15 protein-coding genes are annotated in these 17,607 nt (G+C 62.6%); 7 read left to right on the forward strand and 8 right to left on the reverse strand.

All coding sequences use genetic code 11. The features are described 5' to 3' along the window. Positions 1–7 precede the first annotated feature (7 nt). Positions 8–793: a hydroxyacylglutathione hydrolase gene (gloB, locus tag GTP41_RS16665; protein ID WP_161026700.1), complete on the forward strand. Its 786-nt coding sequence runs from the start codon at positions 8–10 to the stop codon at positions 791–793. 11 nt (positions 794–804) lie between these two features. After that, positions 805–1,455, forward strand: coding sequence for a 2-hydroxychromene-2-carboxylate isomerase (locus GTP41_RS16670; protein WP_161026701.1), 651 nt, complete (start codon positions 805–807; stop codon positions 1,453–1,455). 138 nt (positions 1,456–1,593) lie between these two features. Here the strand turns inward: GTP41_RS16670 and aceB are convergent, their stop codons facing one another. Beyond that, the gene (gene aceB / locus GTP41_RS16675; RefSeq protein WP_161026702.1) at positions 1,594–3,183 is read right to left on the reverse strand and encodes a malate synthase A; all 1,590 of its coding nucleotides are present in this window, start codon (positions 3,181–3,183) and stop codon (positions 1,594–1,596) included. A 122-nt stretch (positions 3,184–3,305) separates the two neighbouring features. On the opposite strand from aceB, the gene GTP41_RS16680 reads away from it, so the two are divergent. Next, positions 3,306–4,211, forward strand: a complete 906-nt coding sequence (locus GTP41_RS16680; RefSeq protein ID WP_161026703.1) for a LysR family transcriptional regulator — start codon at positions 3,306–3,308, stop codon at positions 4,209–4,211. A gap of 72 nt (positions 4,212–4,283) precedes the next feature. Here GTP41_RS16680 and GTP41_RS16685 read toward each other — a convergent pair whose 3' ends face one another. The 4 genes from GTP41_RS16685 to GTP41_RS16700 form a co-directional block, all read right to left on the reverse strand. Then, the gene (locus tag GTP41_RS16685) at positions 4,284–4,487 is read right to left on the reverse strand and encodes a cold-shock protein (protein ID WP_028102570.1); all 204 of its coding nucleotides are present in this window, start codon (positions 4,485–4,487) and stop codon (positions 4,284–4,286) included. Between the two features lie 200 nt (positions 4,488–4,687). Beyond that, positions 4,688–5,044, reverse strand: coding sequence for an Hpt domain-containing protein (locus tag GTP41_RS16690; protein ID WP_161026704.1), 357 nt, complete (start codon positions 5,042–5,044; stop codon positions 4,688–4,690). Positions 5,045–5,047: 3 nt separating this feature from the next. Continuing rightward, positions 5,048–5,698: a uracil phosphoribosyltransferase gene (gene upp / locus GTP41_RS16695; protein WP_161026705.1), complete on the reverse strand. Its 651-nt coding sequence runs from the start codon at positions 5,696–5,698 to the stop codon at positions 5,048–5,050. 45 nt (positions 5,699–5,743) lie between these two features. Then, positions 5,744–7,426: an isovaleryl-CoA dehydrogenase gene (locus GTP41_RS16700; protein ID WP_161026706.1), complete on the reverse strand. Its 1,683-nt coding sequence runs from the start codon at positions 7,424–7,426 to the stop codon at positions 5,744–5,746. 246 nt (positions 7,427–7,672) lie between these two features. Here GTP41_RS16700 and GTP41_RS16705 point away from each other — a divergent pair, with 246 nt between their 5' ends. Both GTP41_RS16705 and GTP41_RS16710 read left to right on the forward strand, forming a co-directional pair. Further along, positions 7,673–9,421: a putative bifunctional diguanylate cyclase/phosphodiesterase gene (locus GTP41_RS16705; protein WP_161026707.1), complete on the forward strand. Its 1,749-nt coding sequence runs from the start codon at positions 7,673–7,675 to the stop codon at positions 9,419–9,421. Next, positions 9,418–10,896: an HDOD domain-containing protein gene (locus tag GTP41_RS16710; RefSeq protein WP_229502917.1), complete on the forward strand. Its 1,479-nt coding sequence runs from the start codon at positions 9,418–9,420 to the stop codon at positions 10,894–10,896. Before GTP41_RS16705 ends, GTP41_RS16710 begins: the two co-directional genes overlap by 4 nt. 6 nt (positions 10,897–10,902) lie before the next feature. On the opposite strand, the gene GTP41_RS16715 is transcribed toward GTP41_RS16710, so the two are convergent. Together GTP41_RS16715 and aroC are read right to left on the reverse strand one after the other, a co-directional pair. Beyond that, positions 10,903–12,045: an MFS transporter gene (locus GTP41_RS16715; RefSeq protein WP_371867367.1), complete on the reverse strand. Its 1,143-nt coding sequence runs from the start codon at positions 12,043–12,045 to the stop codon at positions 10,903–10,905. Next, positions 12,042–13,142, reverse strand: coding sequence for a chorismate synthase (aroC, locus tag GTP41_RS16720; protein WP_161026708.1), 1,101 nt, complete (start codon positions 13,140–13,142; stop codon positions 12,042–12,044). The genes GTP41_RS16715 and aroC overlap by 4 nt, the downstream gene beginning before the upstream one ends. Positions 13,143–13,350: 208 nt before the next feature. Between aroC and GTP41_RS16725 the strand changes: the two genes are divergently transcribed. After that, positions 13,351–15,612: a GGDEF/EAL domain-containing response regulator gene (locus GTP41_RS16725; RefSeq protein WP_161026709.1), complete on the forward strand. Its 2,262-nt coding sequence runs from the start codon at positions 13,351–13,353 to the stop codon at positions 15,610–15,612. A 79-nt stretch (positions 15,613–15,691) separates the two neighbouring features. Here GTP41_RS16725 and GTP41_RS16730 read toward each other — a convergent pair whose 3' ends face one another. After that, positions 15,692–16,150: a CBS domain-containing protein gene (locus tag GTP41_RS16730; protein ID WP_161026710.1), complete on the reverse strand. Its 459-nt coding sequence runs from the start codon at positions 16,148–16,150 to the stop codon at positions 15,692–15,694. A gap of 144 nt (positions 16,151–16,294) precedes the next feature. Between GTP41_RS16730 and GTP41_RS16735 the strand changes: the two genes are divergently transcribed. Further along, positions 16,295–17,605, forward strand: coding sequence for an O-acetylhomoserine aminocarboxypropyltransferase (locus tag GTP41_RS16735; protein WP_161026711.1), 1,311 nt, complete (start codon positions 16,295–16,297; stop codon positions 17,603–17,605). The last annotated feature ends 2 nt before the right edge of the window (positions 17,606–17,607 follow it).

Below are 17,607 nucleotides of genomic sequence, written 5' to 3' on the forward strand. Positions count from 1 at the left end.
TGAGCCCATGAGCAATCCTGTTTCCGTCCTGACCGTTCCCGCTTTCCGCGACAACTACCTGTGGCTGATTCACAATGGCCGCCATGCAGCGGTGGTCGATCCCGGTGACGCGGGGCCAATTCTTGCTGCTTTGCAGGAACATGGCTTGACGCTTACCGCCATTCTACTCACCCATCACCATGCTGACCACATCGGCGGCGTTCCTGGCCTGCTGGAGCGTTTCCAGGTGCCGGTTTTCGGGCCGCGCCACGATGGGATCGCGGCTGTCACCCGGCCACTGGACGAGGGCGACCAGATCGGGGTGACGGGGCTGGACCTGGCGTTGCGGGTTCTGGAGGTGCCCGGCCATACGCTCGGCCACATCGCCTATGTGCGGGATGGTGCGGAGCCGTGGGTGTTCTGTGGCGACACGCTGTTTGCCGGCGGTTGCGGGCGCCTGTTTGAGGGCACGCCGCAGCAGATGGCGGCGTCGCTGGGCAAGCTGGCGGCGCTGCCGGAGGCGACCAAGGTGTTCTGCGCCCACGAATATACACTGTCCAACCTGCGCTTTGCCAGCGCAGTGGAGCCGTCGAATACGGCTTTGCAGGCGCGCGTTACGGTGGAGACGGCGACCCGGGAGCGTGGCGAACCGACAGTCCCTAGCACCATCGGCGTGGAGCGTGCAACAAATCCGTTCCTGCGTTATCGTGAGCCTGAAATCGCGGCACAGTTGCGCGCGGCGGGCAAGCTGCATGGCGATGTGGCTCCGATGGAGATCTTTGCCGCTCTGCGCGAGTGGAAAAACAATTTCTGACCAGGAGAGTTATGCAAACCGTTCGCATGTACGTAGATCCGATCAGCCCGTTCGTGTGGCTGGCGACCAAGCAGGTGGCCCGTATCGAGGCGGCCGGCGTGCAGGTGGAGATGGTGCCGGTGCTGTTTGCGGCAATGTTGAATCATCATGGGCTGGTGGGGCCGGCCGAGGTGCCCGCCAAGCGGGCGTTGACTTTCCGCGATGTGATGCGGCAGGCGGATGCGCAGGGACTGGCGTTCATGGGGCCGCCGGGACATCCATTTAATCCGCTGCCGATGCTGCGCATGGCGACGGCGATTTCAGGCCGCACGGAGCGGATTGCGTTTGTGACGGCGGTGATGGCGGCTTGCTGGGAACTGGGGCAGGATGCGCAGGATTTCGGCATGCTGGCGCGCGTAGCGCGGGATTGCGGGCTGGATGGGGAGGCGCTGGTGGCTGCTGCTTCCTCGCCTGAGGTGAAGGCGGAGTTGGCGCGGGCGACGGAACAGGCTATCCAGGGCGGCGTGTTTGGGGTGCCGAGTTTTGTGTTTGAGGGGGAGCTGTTTTGGGGCGCGGATCGGGTCGAAGGGCTGCTGCGCAGGATTTCCGGGCATCGGATTGATGAAGCGCGGCTGGCGGAGTTTTTGGGGCGGGCGCCGTTGGCGACGCGCCCAAACCGGTAACCCTGAATTGAATGATCTTGCAGCTAACGAAGGGGGTAAGCCTTTGACGTTCGCAGAACGTCAATAACGTACGCCCTCCCCGTTGGCCGCGATGCAGACTGGGTCTGGCCCTCCGGGCCAGACCCAGCTTCGCCGGGTTTAAATTTCCTCGTACAACGGCAAGGTCAAGAACTCCTCAAACGCCTCCGAAGTCGACATCTCCTCAAAGATCTGGGCAGCGCGGTCGTAGGCCGGGGTGGAACCGTCCGGCGCAGTCGCCTTCACCTTCGCCAGCTCCTCCGGAATCATCGCGCGCACCATATCCGCGCTGACCTTACGGCCATCTTCCAGCACCCCCTTGGCAGAACGAATCCACTGCCACACCTGCGAACGCGAAATCTCCGCAGTCGCCGCATCCTCCATCAGGTTATGGATCGGCACGCAGCCGTTGCCATTCAGCCAGCTGCCCAGGTAGTGGATACCCACGTTGATGTTGTAGCGCAGGCCAGCTTCGGTAATCGGCGCCTCCGGCTTGAAGTCCAGCAGCTCCGCCGCAGTCACTTCCACATCCGGACGCTGCTTGGCGATCTGGTTCGGCGCGTCGCCCAGCACCTTCTTGAACTCGCCCATCGCCAGTTCCACCAGGCCCGGGTGCGCCACCCAACCGCCATCGTAGCCATCGGTCGCATCGCGCGCCTTGTCGTTGCGCACGCCGCCCATCGCCACTTCGTTCTTCTCCGGATCGTTCTTGATCGGGATCAGGGCCGCCATGCCGCCAATGGCCGGCGCATTGCGCTTGTGGCAGGTCTTCAGCAGCAGCAGCGCGTAAGCGCGCATGAACGGCGAAGTCATGGTGACCTTGGCGCGGTCGGCCAGGCAGAAGTCCTTGTCCAGCTTGAATTTCTTGATGCAGCTGAAGATGTAGTCCCAACGGCCGGCGTTCAGGCCGGAGCTATGCTCGCGCAGTTCGTACAGGATTTCGTCCATCTCGAACGCGGCCAGGATCGTTTCGATCAGCACGGTCGCCTTGATCGTACCTTGCGGCAGGCCCAGTTCATTCTGGGTCATGACGAAGATGTCGTTCCACAGGCGCGCTTCCAGGTGCGATTCCATCTTCGGCAGGTAGAAGTAAGGGCCGGCGCCGCGCGCCAGCTGCTCTTTCGCGTTGTGCACCATGAACAGCGCGAAGTCGAAGATGCCGCCGGAGACACGCTTGCCATCCACAGTCACATGCTTCTCATCCAGGTGCCAGCCGCGTGGACGCACCACCAGGGTGGCGGTCTTTTCATTCAGCTTGTACGACTTGCCGTTCTGTTCCAGTGCAATGGTCTTGCGGACAGCGTCCTGCATATTGATCTGGCCGGAGATCTGGTTGTCCCAGTTCGGGGAGTTGGAATCCTCGAAGTCGGTCATGTAGGAATCGGCACCGGAGTTCAGGGCATTGATCACCATCTTGCGGTCGACCGGGCCGGTGATTTCCACGCGGCGGCATTCCAGGGCTTTCGGGATCGGCGCGATTTTCCAGTCGCCGTTGCGGATATGCGCGGTCTCGGCCAGGAAGTCCGGGCGCTCGCCGGCATCCAGGCGCTTGGCGCGCTCCACGCGCTTGGCCAGCAACTCCTGGCGGCGCGGCTCGAACTGGCGGCTCAGCTTGGCCACCAGGGCCAGGGCTTCCGGGGTCAACACACGCTCGAAACCAGGCTTGATTTCACCGGTGATTTGCATGCCTGCAGGCAGGGTAATGCTCATAGTCTTTCTCCGTTTGATGATTAGTGTTGTGATCTGATGTTTTCCAGTATATTGACTAAAAACATAGTGAAACAAGACTAAAACGCATATCATCTGTGCGTTTTAGTCACAAATGACCGGGCATGGACCAATTCAAACAAATCTCCACCTTTGTCGAGGTGGTCAATCGCGGCAGTCTTTCCGCCGCCGCCCGCGCGGAAGGCATTGCGCCCGCGGTGATTGGGCGCCGGCTTGACGCGCTCGAACACCGCCTGGGCGTGAAGCTGCTCCAGCGTACCACGCGCAAGCTGGCGCTGACGGACGAAGGCACGGCGTTCCTTGAGGATTGCCAACGCATCCTCGCCGAGCTTGAATCGGCGGAAGCGGCCGTGGCCGAACGTAGCGCGCGCGCAACCGGGCACCTGATGATCTCCGCCCCGGCGGGTTTTGGGCGGCAACACGTGGCGCCGCTGATACCTTCCTTTGTAGCGGAACACCGTGACGTGTCGGTGACATTGAACCTGAACGACCGCGTGGTTGATTTGATTGGTGAAGGCGTGGACGTGGCGATCCGCATCGCCTCGCTGTCCGACTCCAACCTGGTGAGCATGAAGCTGGCGGACAACCATCGCGTGGTGGTCGGCACCCCGGCCTATCTGAAAAGGCACGGCGTACCGAAAACGCTGGACGATCTTGCGCGGCACAATTGCATGACGATCAGCAGTGAAGGCAGCCAGCGCGGCTGGACCTTCCGTCAGGACGACAAGAATGTGACGTTGAAAATTTCGGGGAATATGAGTTGCAACGACGGCGCCGTGCTGCACGATTGGGTGTTGGCTGGCAAAGGCCTGGCGTGGCGCTCGATGTGGGAAGTGGGCGCCGATATTGAAGCGGGCCGCCTGAGACCGGTGCTGGCGCAATACTCAGCCCCCGGCAACGACATTTACGCCGTATTCGCCCAGCGACGCCATTTGCCGCTGCGCATCCGCGCCTTCGTCGACTTCCTGCGCCGCACCTACGCGCAGCCTGGCTACTTCCACCGCCGTTAATACAGCAGAGGCGTAGGGACAAAAAAAAATCCTCGGATTCCGAGGATTTTTTATCGTTTGATCCGGTCTCGATTACAGAGGCTGGATGTTCGACGCCTGCTTGCCTTTTGGGCCGGAGGTCACGTCGAAGGAGACGCGTTGGTTCTCCTGCAGCGACTTGAAGCCGTTGCTCTGGATAGCCGAGAAGTGAGCAAACAGATCTTCGCCGCCTTCGTCAGGGGTGATGAAACCAAAACCCTTAGCGTCGTTGAACCATTTTACGATACCAGTTGCCATTACAATTCCTATTACAGTTAAATGAGCTTGCGCCCGTGATACCGTTTGAACCCAGTAACCTGAATCTAAACGATCCCGCATTATACCGAAATACCTGTTAAAAACACGCGAATTAAAAAATAAATTCACGTTTAATCCAACAGTTTTCGTACATGTATGTGTAACTATAGACAAGATTTATCAATCTTGTTTGATAAATATCAATCGTGCGCCCCAAACTTGGTTGCGCGGAAGTCTTTGTCTGCCCAATGCAACAGGGCCTGCACGGCAGTGTCGATGCCGTCCCACGCTGCGCCCTCTTCCATCACGCCGCGCACCAGTTGCTCGATGCGGCGCGACTCGTCGCCCAGGGCGTGCAGGCCGAATGAGCCGGCCGAGCCGGCGACGCTGTGCAGTGCGTGGTGCAATTGTTCCAGATTGGCGGGGGTGCGGCCGGCCGAGACGCAGAGCGCCAGGCCGTCGCGGATCGCCGCCATGCGTTCGGGAACGCTGGCGGCGTATTTGTCGCGCAGGGCTTGCAGCCGATCCTGAAATGCTGGGTCGGTCGGCGTCGCCATGGCTTACTTGGTGCCGAAAATGCGGTCGCCCGCGTCGCCCAGGCCCGGGATGATGTAGGCGTGTTCGTTCAGGTGCGAGTCGAGCGAAGCGCAGAAGATCTTCACGTTCGGGTGCGATTTCTGGAACACTTCAATGCCTTCCGGTGCGGCCACCAGGGCCAGGAAGACGATCTGGTCGTCGCTCACGCCGCGCTTCTTCAGCACGTCGACCGCATGCACGGCGGAGTTGCCGGTCGCGACCATCGGGTCGCACAGGATGAAGGTGCGGTCGGCCAGGTCGGGCAGGCGCACCAGGTACTCCACCGGCTGATGGGTATCGGGGTCGCGGAACACGCCGATGTGGCCGACGCGGGCCGATGGCACCAGGTTCAGCAGGCCGTCGCTCATGCCCACGCCGGCGCGCAGGATCGGTACCACAGCCAGCTTGCGGCCGGCAATGACTGGCGCCTGGATGGTTTGCAGCGGGGTTTCGATCTCGCGCGTGGTCAGCGGCAGGTCACGGGTGATTTCGTAACCCATCAGCAGGGTGATCTCTTTCAGCAGCTCGCGGAAGGTGCGCGTGGACGTGGATTTGTCGCGCATGTGGCTGAGCTTGTGCTGGATCAGCGGGTGGTCGGTGATGAACAGGTTGGGAAAGCGCGGATCTTGTTTCATATATTTATAGAATGAATTCGGTATGTAGGCGGCATTATCCCAGCCTCAGGCATTTTCGACCAGCGCCCGCTGTAGAATGGCTTCACAGTTAGTTCCGGCAGGCAACCTTCCGTAGGCACCGCCCGGCTCGCGCCCCAGGCGCGTGGCGACGAAGGCGGAGCTGACAAAGGCGGGCGCATGGCGCAGCAGCAATCCGGCCTGGATCGCCAGCACCAGCCGCTCCGCCAGCAGGCGGGCGCCGAATTCGTCGTCGCGCGCTTTCGGCAAGTCGGCCAGCAACTGGCTGGTGAAGCGCACATAGTCGGGGTCGGCGTGGCTGCCCTCCCCCAGTTCGGCGGCCAGCACTTCCTGCGCCTGGCTGGATTTGCTCAGGGCGCGCAGCAGGTCGAGGCACATGACGTTGCCCGATCCTTCCCAGATTGAGTTGACCGGCAATTCGCGGTACAGGCGCGCCAGCGCGCTCTCTTCCACATAGCCGCTGCCGCCCAGCACTTCCATCGCTTCGGCGCCGAAACCGGGGCCGCGTTTGCAGATCCAGTATTTGCCGGCCGGCGTCAGCAAGCGCGCCAGCAGGGCTTCGGCCGGATTGTCGGGGTGGTCGAAGCAGCGTGCCAGGCGCATGGCGAAGACGGTGGCGGCTTCCGATTCCAGCGCCAGGTCGGCCAGCACGTTCTGCATCAAAGGTTGTTCGGACAGCGGTTTGCCGAAGGCGCTGCGGCGGCGCGCGTGGTGCAGCACCTGGGTCAGCGCGGCGCGCATGATGCCGGCGGAGCCGAGCACGCAGTCGAGCCGGGTGTGGTTGCCCATTTCGAGGATGGTGGGAATGCCGCGTCCCAAGGCGCCCAACTGCCAACCGTAGGCGCCGGTGAATTCCACTTCCGCGGAGGCGTTGGATTTGTTGCCGAGCTTTTCTTTCAGGCGCTGCACGCGTATCTGGTTGCGCGTACCGTCAGGCAGGAAACGCGGCAGCAGGAAGCAGGTCAGGCCCGCCGTTTCGACCTGGGCCAGCACAAGGTGGGCGTCGCATTGCGGCGCGGAGAAGAACCATTTGTGGCCCGTCAGGCGGTACACCGGCTCGCTGTCCGCGCCGAACAGTTCGCGCACTTCGCTGGCCGGCACGGCTTCGGCCCGGGTGGTGTTGGAGCGCAGGTCGGAGCCGCCCTGCTTTTCCGTCATGCCCATGCCGATCAGGGCGCCGCGTTTTTGCTCGATCGGCAGCGGGCTGGGATCGTACATGCGCGACAGGATGCGCGGCAGCCAGCGCGCGGCCAGGCTCGGGCTGTGGCGTAGCGCCGGAACGCTGGCGTAGGTCATGGTGACGGGGCATTGCGAGCCGTTTTCCACCTGGCCGAACAGGATGTAGCGCGCGGCGCGCGCCACCTGGGCGCCGTGGTGCGGATGCTTGCCTTCCCACGGCGAGGCGTGGGCGCCGGCGGCGATCAGCTTTTCCATCAACTGGTGCCAGGCGGGGTGGAATTCGACCTCGTCGACGCGGCGTCCGTTGCGGTCGAAATTGTTCAGGACAGGTGGGTGGCTATTGGCTTGCCGCGCCAGCTCCTGCATGGCCGACGTGCCCAGCTCCGCGCCCAACTCCATCAAGGAGGCCATGGCGAATGCGCCGCCTTCGCGCTCCAGCGCTTCCCGCAAAGCGCTGTCGCAGGTGAACAGGTTGACGTTCTCAAACGGGCCGACCTGGTTGAAAACCTCGTGCGTGTCGAAACGATTCATCTCGCTCTCCTCGGCTTCCTCTGTAACGCGAGGCTAGCGCAAACTTTCAGTACAAGCAAGGTGCAGCAGTGCGGAAATATTGCTTAATAAAGCATCAAACATTTGCGTATTCGGTTCCAAACTGATTACGAGCAAAGAAATTTCCTAAAAACATGGCTGAATGTTGACGGTTTTCATGTAAAACATGAGCTTTAAGTGTTACATTTCTCTCTGGTTACGACCTGAAAGAAAGAATCGAGCGCAACAATGCTTTCCAGCTCCCCGACAGTGCCCTTACCGACATCGCATCATGAGGCAAACATCCTGCTTGAGGAAGCAGGCGATGTCGTGTTCCGGCTGAACCTGATGGGGCAAATACTGTTCGCCAGCCAGCGCAGCAGCAACCTGCTGGGCAATGGCAGGGAGCTCGAAGGCCTGCCCTTCCTGGCCTTGATTTCCGACCTCGATCACGCAGCACTGAAGTCCGCCTTCTCCGAATCCATCCAGGCCCGCGGTGCCAACCGCGCCGAAGTCCGCCTCAAGACCCCCGAGCAGGAAATCTGGTTTGAGCTGCGCGTCAGCAGCTACGCCACGCCGAACAAGGCATTCGAGCTGCTGGTGGTGGGCCGCGACATGACGGCGCAGCATGCGACCGAGGAACGCCTGCGCCACATGGCCACCCACGATGGCCTGACCGAGCTGCCCAACCGCCTGCTGCTGACGGACCGCCTGCGCATGACCATCGCCCAGGCGCGCCGTTCCGGCCAGGGCTTTGCGGTCGCCACCATCGGCCTCGACAGCTTTAAGAAAGTCAACGACGGCCTGGGCCATCCGGTCGGCGACGCCGTGCTGAAAATGGCGGCGGCGCGCCTGCGCAAGACCCTGCGCGACAGCGATACCCTGGCGCGCGTTGGCGGCGATGAATTCGTGGCCGTGCTGCCGGGCACATACAACGATGCGCAGATCAAGCTGGTGACCGGGCGCTTGCTGGCCACACTGCAGTCGCCGTTCGAGGTGGAGCAGCACACGATCTACGTCAGCGCTTCGCTCGGCGTGTCGATCTATCCGGAACATGCGGAAGACGAGGTACGCCTGGTGGCCCTGGCCGATGCGGCCATGTCGCGCGCCAAGGGAACCGGCAAGGCGCGCTGCGTGGTCTACAGCCAGCGCCAGAGCGGTCCGCCGGAGCACGATATCTCGCTGGAGGCGGCCATGTTCCAGGCCGTGCGCGAGGGCGAGTTCCTGCTGTACTACCAGCCGATCGTGAATTCCGGCACGCGCGAGATCGAGGGCTTCGAGACCCTGATGCGTTGGAAGCACCCTACCCTGGGCATGGTGCCGCCGGGCCGCTTCATTCCGATCGCAGAAACCAATGGCCTGATCAACCTGCTGGGCGCATGGGCGCTGAAGTCGGCCTGCGTGCAGTTGAAGCACTTCCAGGAAGTGGCTAAACGGCCGCTATATATATCTGTTAATATCAGCCCGCGGCAATTCCGCAACGATAAATTCCTGGATGTACTTGATGATGCACTGGCCTTTTCCGGCCTGCCTGGTGAACAATTGGTGTTAGAAATTACTGAAGGCACGCTGATGATCGATCCAGTGCATGCCGAGATGATCTTGTCCAAAATGGCGGAACGCAAGGCCCGCATCGCAATCGACGATTTTGGCACCGGCTACTCCTCCCTGTCCTACCTGAAGCGCTTCCCGATTTCGGTATTGAAGATCGACCGCACGTTTATCCGCGACCTGCCTGGTTCAGACAAGGACGGCGCCATCTGCAACGCCGTGCTCGACCTGGCCAAGCACCTGAGCCTGTCCGTGGTGGCCGAGGGCGTGGAAACCGAGGACCAGCTGCAATATGTTGAAAAAGGCGGCTGCCAGTATGTGCAGGGCTTCCTGACCGGCCGTCCGATGGCGGCGCATACGGCGTTGGCCGCGCTGAAAGAGCGCACCTATGCAGCGCTCATGCCGGAACACCAGGCGAACGAAGAACCGCGGCAGGTGCTGCAATGAGCGCGCTGGGCAAGCAAACCCTGGCCACCTTGTGGGAACGCACGCGCCTGCAGGGCGATATGCCGGGCTTCGCCAAGGCGATCACCTCCATCCTGGGCGCCATGCGCGGCGAGGATGAAAAAGAATTCGATATGGCGCGCACCGTGCTGTCGGACCCGGTCCTGACGCAGAAGGTGCTGCGCCTGGCCAATAGCGGCATGTACTCCGCTTTCGGCCAGCATATCAATACCGTCAGCAAGGCCGTGCTGGTACTGGGCACGGAGGCGATCGGCCACCTGGCCCTGGGCCTGAAGCTGATCGAGGAATTGTCCGTGGTGTCGCCGGACTCCGGTCTGGCCCATATTGAGATGGAAAAAGCCGTCCTGGCGGGCATTGTCGCGCGCGAGGTGTCGGCGACGGCGGAGAGCCGTCATGGCGAGGAAGCCGTGGTCTGCTCCATGCTGCACACCATGGGCCGCATGATGGTCACCTTCTACATGCCGGAACGCTGGACCGCGCTGCAGCAGGCGACTGGCGTCGGCAAGGAAGATGCGGCGGCCATCGAGATACTGGGCCTGAGCCTGCAGGATATTGGCCGCGCGGCTGCGCAGCACTGGGGCCTTCCGGCGAACCTGATTCAGGGCATGCGCACGCTGGAACCGCCGGCGGAAGATGCGCCGCCCGAACCATTGAGCCATGAAGACTGGGTGGCGGGCGTTTCGACCATGTCCTCCATTTGCGCCGGGGCCCTGTGGCACGATAGCGAGGAAGGCGCGGACGAAGTGCGCCGCATCACCGCGCGCTACTCGCGCATGATCGGCGTCAGCGCCGACAAGCTGGCGCAGGCGATTGAACAAGCCAAGGTGGTGGCGGCCAGCGATTTGTCGATTGCGCCGCTGTCCAAGCCGGCCGAGCGCCGCGCCAAGGCGCTGGCGCAAACCCGCCAGCGCGCCGCCGGCAACAACATCCTCCTGAGCGGCCTGTCCGATATGCGCGATTCGCTGGATACCGCCAGCGCCGGGCAAATGGTGTCGATCGCGCTGGAAACCGTCTTCAAGGGCCTGCAGTTCAGCCGTTCGGTCGCATTCGTGCGCAACCGGCGCGATGGCAAGTATGTCGCGCGCATGTGCCTGGGCGATGGCGTGCGCGAACACTTGCCGGTGATGCAGTTCCCGGATGCGTATGAGCCGAATGTCTTCCATGCTGCCCTGAACAGCGACCGCGTGATCTTTATCGAGAATGCCGCCGACCCCAAGTTCGCCGCCAAGCTGCCCGCCTGGTGGCGCGATACGTTGAGCGACGCGCGCAGCTTCGTGATCCTGCCGCTGTGCTCCAACGGCCAGCCGACCGGCTTCATGTACGGCGACTGGGACGATTCCTTCCCCGCCATCCATCTCAGCCCGACCGAGTTCTCGCTGCTGAACGACATCCGTTCGCTGGTGATGAAAGCGGCCGAGCGCCGCCTCCAGATCGATACCGTCAACCGCGCCGCGTAAGCCGGGTCAGCGCTGCCAGCGGTAGCTGAGCGCTGCCGCACCAGCGCCCAGCGCCACCAGTCCCGACGCCACGAAATAGATCGATTGCGCCCCCGTCGCTTGCCAGGCCTGGGTCAGCCCCAGGCTGCCCGCCGTGGCGCCGATGCCGTATGAGATGCTGATGTACAGCGCCTGGCCGCGCGCCTGCAGCGCACCGCCGAACCAGCGCTGCATGGTTTGCACCGACGCCGAGTGGTGTAGCGCGAAGGTGGCTGCGTGCATGACCTGCGCCAGCACCAGCAAGGCCAGGGTGTGCGGCGCGGCACCGATCAGCGCGAAGCGCACCACACCAAAGGCGAAGCAGGCGAACATCAGCCTCTTCGCGCCCCAGCGCTTGAACAGCGGCGCCTGGAAATAGAACAGCAGCACTTCGGCCACCACGCCGACAGACCACATCAGGCCCGTCACGGTCTTGCTGTAGCCCTGCTTTTCCAGGTACAGCGAATAGAAGGTGTAAAGCGAGCTATGGGCCGCGACCATCAGCGCGGTGGAGGCGAAGAACGCCAGCACCTCCTTGCGCCGCAGTACCGCCAGCAAGGCCGGCGGCTTGCCCACGTGCTGCATGCGCGGCACTTCCTTCAGGCGGAAGGCGGCGCCCAGCACAAAGACCAGCAGCACGCCGCAGAACCAGACCAGGGCGTCCGTGCCCTGCCAGTCCATCAGGAAGGACGCCAGCATCACGGTCACGATAAAGCCGATCGAACCCCAGAGGCGGATGCGGCCGTAGTATGTGAGGTCGCCGCGCATTTCGGACAGCATCAGCGCTTCGCAGATCGGGCCCTGGGCGCTGGTAAACAGGTTGACCAGCACCATGGCCGCGAAGAAGTGGGCAAAGCTGGAGCCGAAGATGAAGCCGGAAAATGTGACCAGGGCGGCGGCGCCGGTCAGGCGCAACACAAAGACGCGCCGCTCGGAGTGGTCCGCCACATAGCCCCAGACATTGGGGCCGAAGATGCGCAGCACCTGGATCAGCGACATCAGCACGCCGATTTCGGCTACCGACATCCCCTTGCCCTGGAAATACAGGCTGGCGTAGGTGGAAAAAGTACCGGCGTAGGCGTAATAACAGAAGAGGAAAAGCGCGAACCCGAAAGCCTGGGCCGGGATCACGCCTTGCCGATGTCGGGAGTCGCCACGCTCACATCACCGCACTGGGCGCGATGCATCAGCGCGTGATCGATCAGCACCAGGGCCAGCATGGCTTCCGCAATCGGGGTGGCGCGGATGCCCACGCATGGATCGTGGCGGCCGAAGGTCTCCACCATGACCGGGTTGCCGTCCTTGTCGATGGAGCGGCGCGGGGTGCGAATGGAGGAAGTGGGTTTGATGGCGATCGACACGGTGATGTCCTGGCCGGTCGAAATGCCGCCCAATACGCCGCCGGCATTGTTGCCGACAAAGCCTTGCGGGGTCAGTTCGTCGCCATGCTCGGAGCCGCGCTGCGCCACGCTGTCGAAGCCGGCGCCGATCTCCACGCCCTTCACCGCGTTAATGCCCATCATGGCGTAGGCGATGTCGGCGTCCAGCTTGTCATAAATCGGCTGGCCCAGGCCGACCGGCACATTGCGCGCCACCACGTCGATGCGGGCGCCGATGGAGTCGCCGTCCTTGCGCAGGGCGTCCATATAGTCTTCCATGCGCTCGATCAGGGCCGCGTCCGAGGTGGCGGCGAAGAAGGGGTTGGAAGGCACGTGCTCGAAACTCTCGAACGGCACCTCGATCTCGCCCAATTGGCTCATGCAGCCGGCGAACTCGGTGCCGTACTTCTCCTTCAACCACTTCTTGGCGATGGCCGCCGCGCCCACCACCGGGGCGGTCAGGCGCGCCGAGGAACGGCCGCCGCCGCGCGGGTCGCGCACGCCGTACTTGTGCCAATAGGTGTAGTCGGCATGGCCGGGGCGGAAGCTCTCGGCGATATTGCCGTAGTCCTTGCTGCGCTGGTCCTCGTTCTTGATCAGCAGCGCAATCGGGGTGCCGGTGGTCACGCCCTGGTACACGCCCGACAGGATCTGCACCGTGTCCGGCTCCTGGCGCTGCGTCACGTGGCGCGAGGTGCCCGGCTTGCGGCGGTCCAGCTCCGGCTGGATGTCGGCTTCCGACAGGGCCAGGCCCGGCGGGCAGCCATCAATCACGCAGCCGATTGCAGGGCCGTGGGATTCGCCAAAGGTGGTAACGGTGAACAGCTTGCCAAAGGAATTGCCGGACATGATGAGGAGCGAGAGTGACTGGAGAAACTCCCCATTCTAACCGGATATAGTAAAACTCGCAGGAAGTAGCTGTTTTGACCACAACTATGGCGAAACTATCACACCGCTATTCGTTAACTCAGTGGAAAGTGTTTTAATGGTCGTTCTCAGGAACAATTCGCTATATACTAGTTTGTAAGAACACCGAGTCCCCTTGGAGAAGCGACACATGCCCCCTTCGATCACGGCGCCGGACGGCGGCCACGACGATCAGGATGATCTGGTTTTCTTAGAAGAGCAAACGGCTCAGCCAGTTCCCAGCACACAGCGCAATGTCTGGCGCGTGATGATTATCGATGACGACGAAGACGTCCATTCGACGACCACGTTCGCCCTCGGCAACCTGGACATGCAGCATCGCCCCCTGGAGTTCGTACACGCCTATTCCGCCGCCCAGGCGCGCGAAATGCTCAAACACGAACAGGAAATCGCCGTGATCCTGCTCGACGTGGTCATGGAGCAGGATGACGCCGGTTTGCACCTGGTGCGCTATATCCGCGAAACACTGAAGCTGGCCGACGTGCGCATCATCCTGCGCACCGGGCAGCCCGGCTACGCGCCCGAGATCGACGCCATCCGCGATTTCGACATCAACGATTACAAGACCAAGTCGGAGCTGACCCGCATCAAGCTGTTCACCACGGTGACCGCCGCGATCCGCTCCTATGAACAGATCCGCAATATCAACGAGAGCCGGCGCGGCCTGTCGCGCATCGTGCAAGCCAGTACCGAGTTGATGGCGCTGCATGGCGTGCAGAATTACGCTTCCGGCGTGCTGACGCAGATCGCCGAGCTGTTAGGCCAGACGGCGCACGGTGTGCTGTGCGTGCAGGAATGCCCGGACGCCGGCTGCCACGAACTGGTGGTGATGGCTACCACCGGCCACCACCACGCCCTGTCAAGCAGCATCCTCACTGCAGCGGAAGACGCGCGCGTGCACAAGGCCATGGAAGACTGCCTGGCCGCGCGCCGCAATGTCTACGGCGACCACACCATCACCCTCTACTTCGCCGGCAAGGCCAGCCGCACTTTCGTCGCCTTCATGGATGTGGAGCGCGCCCCGACCGCGCTGGAAGCGAGCCTGCTGGAAGTCTTCTGCAGCAATGTGGCCGTGGGCCTGGACAATGTGGAACTGGTGTCGCACCTGCACACGGCGGCCTTCTACGACAACCTGTCCAAACTGCCGAACCGCACGCGCCTGATCGAGATCCTGGACGCCACCCTGGCCGGCCCGGCCAAGCAGGACGCCACGCTCTGCCTGGTCGACCTGGACCACTTTGCCGAAACCAACGACGCCCTGGGGCACGAATTCGGCGACCTGCTGCTGTCGGCCGTCGCCGCGCGCCTGCAGAACAACCTGGGCAAGCAGCTCACCGTGGCGCGCATTGGCGGCGACATTTTCTGCGTACTGGGCGACGCCGGCCAGGTCAATCCGCCCAGTATCCTCAACCTGTTCACCACCGCCTTCAGCATCGACGGCCAGGACGTGCAGCTCTCCGCCACGCTCGGCCTGGTGCGCCTGTGCGAACACGATGGCAGCGGCGCCGACGCGCTGAAAGACGCCGACATCGCGCTGAAACGCGCCAAGAGCCAGCAGCGCACCGGCCACTTCTACTTCTCGCGCAGCATGGGCGTGGAAATCCGCGAGCGGGTGCGCATGATGCACGCCTTGCGTACCGGTTTCAGCCAGAACCAACTCTTTGTCGTCTACCAACCGCAGGTCGACCTGGACTCGCGCCGCGCCATGGGCGCCGAGGCGCTGCTGCGCTGGCAGACCCCGGACGGCAAGTTCGTCTCGCCCGACCGCTTCATCCCGATTGCGGAATATTCGGGCCTGATCATCGACATTGGCGAATGGGTCATGCGCACGGCGATGCAGGAGCTGGTTGCGCTGCGCGCCGCCGGCCACACCGAATTCACCATGTCGATCAACGTCTCGCAAGTGCAGTTCCGCCACCCGCACTTCCTGGACACCCTGCGCAACGCCCTGCACGATACCGGCGCGCCGCCCGAGTACGTGGAACTGGAGATCACCGAATCGATGGCGATGGAAGAGCCGGACATGCTGATCAAGATGCTGGCGCAGATCAAGCAGACCGGCGTCACCATCGCGATCGACGATTTCGGCACCGGTTTCTCGTCCCTGTCCTACCTGCAGCGTTTGCAGATCGACCGCCTCAAGATCGACCGCGCCTTCGTCACCGAAATTACCAACTCCGCGCGCGGCAGCAGCATTGCCGAAATGGTGGTGCAGCTAGGCCGCAACCTGGGCCTGGCGGTGATTGCGGAAGGGGTGGAAGACGAACGCCAGGCGCAGATCCTGCACAACCTGGGTTGCCCGCTGGCCCAGGGATTCCTGTTCGCCCGCCCGATGACCGGGGAAGCCCTGTCAGGCTGGCTCAGTAACGACGCGCTCGCCGGCGTCGCGTAATAAAAAATAGGGACGTACCCCATTTTTTTGAAGTTCAAAAAATGGGGTACGTCCCTATTTTTTCGTCCCGATTTTTTTCTTAACTCTCCGAGCGCTCTTCCTGCTCCGCCGGCCAGTCGCGGATGTAGGCTTTCAGCATGCGGTTTTCGAAGCTTTGCGCTTCCAGCACGGCGCGCGCGACGTCGTAGAAGGAAATCACACCCAGCAGGGTCTTGGCGTTCATGACCGGCAGGTAGCGCGCGTGCTTTTCCAGCATGATGCGGCGCACTTCGTTGACTTCGGTGTCCGGGGTGACCGTGATCGGGTGGTCGTCCATGTGCTTGCGCACCGTGCCGCCGCCCACGGAGCCCTGGTTCGAATGCAGGGCCTTCAGCACTTCGCGGAAGGTGAGCATGCCAACCAGGTCGCCATACTCCATTACCACCAAAGAACCGATGTCTTTTTCGGCCATCGTATTGGCAGCTTCCACCAGCGGCTGGTCCGGCGTGATCGTATAGAGGATGTTCCCTTTGACTTGGAGAATTTCGGAGACTTTCATTTTGGGCCGTCCTGTCCTTGGTGATTATGGTTTTATTGTAAGCCTTACCATCGAATTTAGCGTATGCCAAGTGAAAAATCCAGTTTGGGATTAATCGATACGCAACAGTATTCATAGTATAAATAACACGATAGCATGATGGCTATGAGCAAACCAAACTATCCCGGTTTCGATACCCTGGCCCTGCATGCCGGCACAACGCCCGATCCATCCACCGGCAGCCGCGCAGTCCCCATCCATTTCACCTCCTCGTTCGCATTCCGCGACTCGGAGCACGCGGCGGCGCTGTTCAATATGGAACGCGCCGGCCATGTGTATTCGCGCATTTCCAACCCGACCAATGCGGTGCTGGAAGAGCGGATGGCGGCGCTGGAAGGCGGCGTGGCGGGCATTGCCACGGCCAGCGGGCAGGCGGCCATGCACCTGGGCCTGGCCACCATTGCCGGCGCGGGCTCGCATATCGTGGCTTCGCGCGCGCTGTACGGCGGGTCCCACAACCTGCTGGGCTACACCTTGCGCCGTTTCGGCATTGAGACGACGTTCGTCGATCCGCGCGACCTGGACGCCTGGCGTGCGGCGATCCGGCCCACTACCAAGGTGCTGTTCGGCGAAACGCTGGGCAATCCGGGGCTGGATGTGCTGGATATCCCCTCGATTGCGGCCATCGCGCATGAGGCCCATCTGCCTTTGATGGTGGATGCGACCTTCACCACGCCCTACCTGCTGCGGCCTTTCGAGCACGGCGCCGACCTGCTGTTCCACTCGGCCACCAAGTTCCTGTGCGGGCATGGTACGGCCATCGGCGGCGTGCTGCTGGACGGCGGCACCTTCGACTGGCAGGCGGCCTATAACGCCACCGGGCGCTTCGCTGAACTGTGCGAGCCGTATGACGGCTTCCACGGCATGGTCTTTGCCGAGGAGTCGACAGTGGGCGCCTTCGCCCTGCGGGCGCGGCGCGAGGGCTTGCGCGATTTCGGCGCGGCCATGAGTCCGCACAATGCCTTTGCGATCCTGCAAGGGATCGAAACCCTGGGCGTGCGCATGGACCGGCATGTGGCCAATACGCGGCGGGTGGCGGAGTTCCTGGCGGCCCAGCCGGCAGTGGAATCGGTCGTCTATCCGGAGCTGGATTCGCATCCGGACCGCGCGCTGGCGGCGCGTTTGCTGCCCAAGGGCGCGGGCGCGGTGCTGTCCTTCACGCTCAAGGGCGACCGGGCGGCGGGCAAGCGCTTTGTCGACAGCCTGAAAGTGTTCTCGCACCTGGCCAATGTGGGCGATGCGCGTTCGCTGGTGATCCACCCTGCTTCCACCACCCATTTCCGGGTGCCGTCCGAACAGCTGGCTGCCGCCGGCATCGCAGAGGGCACCATGCGCCTGTCGGTCGGGCTGGAAGACGCCGACGACCTGCTGGAAGACCTGGCGCGCGGGCTCAAAGCTTCGCAGAAAGGCGCTTGAGC

It is taken from the genome of Pseudoduganella guangdongensis (assembly GCF_009857475.1).
In the GTDB taxonomy this organism is placed as follows: Bacteria; Pseudomonadota; Gammaproteobacteria; order Burkholderiales; family Burkholderiaceae_D; genus Rugamonas; species Rugamonas guangdongensis.

Excerpts from the sequence above, each read along its gene's own strand:
- gloB (WP_161026700.1), top strand. The coding sequence starts at position 8 with ATGAGCAATCCTGTTTCCGTCCTGACCGTTCCCGCTTTCCGCGACAAC.
- GTP41_RS16670 (WP_161026701.1), top strand. The coding sequence starts at position 805 with ATGCAAACCGTTCGCATGTACGTAGATCCGATCAGCCCGTTCGTGTGG.
- aceB (WP_161026702.1), bottom strand. The coding sequence starts at position 3,183 with ATGAGCATTACCCTGCCTGCAGGCATGCAAATCACCGGTGAAATCAAG.
- GTP41_RS16680 (WP_161026703.1), top strand. The coding sequence starts at position 3,306 with ATGGACCAATTCAAACAAATCTCCACCTTTGTCGAGGTGGTCAATCGC.
- GTP41_RS16685 (WP_028102570.1), bottom strand. The coding sequence starts at position 4,487 with ATGGCAACTGGTATCGTAAAATGGTTCAACGACGCTAAGGGTTTTGGT.
- GTP41_RS16690 (WP_161026704.1), bottom strand. The coding sequence starts at position 5,044 with ATGGCGACGCCGACCGACCCAGCATTTCAGGATCGGCTGCAAGCCCTG.
- upp (WP_161026705.1), bottom strand. The coding sequence starts at position 5,698 with ATGAAACAAGATCCGCGCTTTCCCAACCTGTTCATCACCGACCACCCG.
- GTP41_RS16700 (WP_161026706.1), bottom strand. The coding sequence starts at position 7,426 with ATGAATCGTTTCGACACGCACGAGGTTTTCAACCAGGTCGGCCCGTTT.
- GTP41_RS16705 (WP_161026707.1), top strand. The coding sequence starts at position 7,673 with ATGCTTTCCAGCTCCCCGACAGTGCCCTTACCGACATCGCATCATGAG.
- GTP41_RS16710 (WP_229502917.1), top strand. The coding sequence starts at position 9,418 with ATGAGCGCGCTGGGCAAGCAAACCCTGGCCACCTTGTGGGAACGCACG.
- aroC (WP_161026708.1), bottom strand. The coding sequence starts at position 13,142 with ATGTCCGGCAATTCCTTTGGCAAGCTGTTCACCGTTACCACCTTTGGC.
- GTP41_RS16725 (WP_161026709.1), top strand. The coding sequence starts at position 13,351 with ATGCCCCCTTCGATCACGGCGCCGGACGGCGGCCACGACGATCAGGAT.
- GTP41_RS16730 (WP_161026710.1), bottom strand. The coding sequence starts at position 16,150 with ATGAAAGTCTCCGAAATTCTCCAAGTCAAAGGGAACATCCTCTATACG.
- GTP41_RS16735 (WP_161026711.1), top strand. The coding sequence starts at position 16,295 with ATGAGCAAACCAAACTATCCCGGTTTCGATACCCTGGCCCTGCATGCC.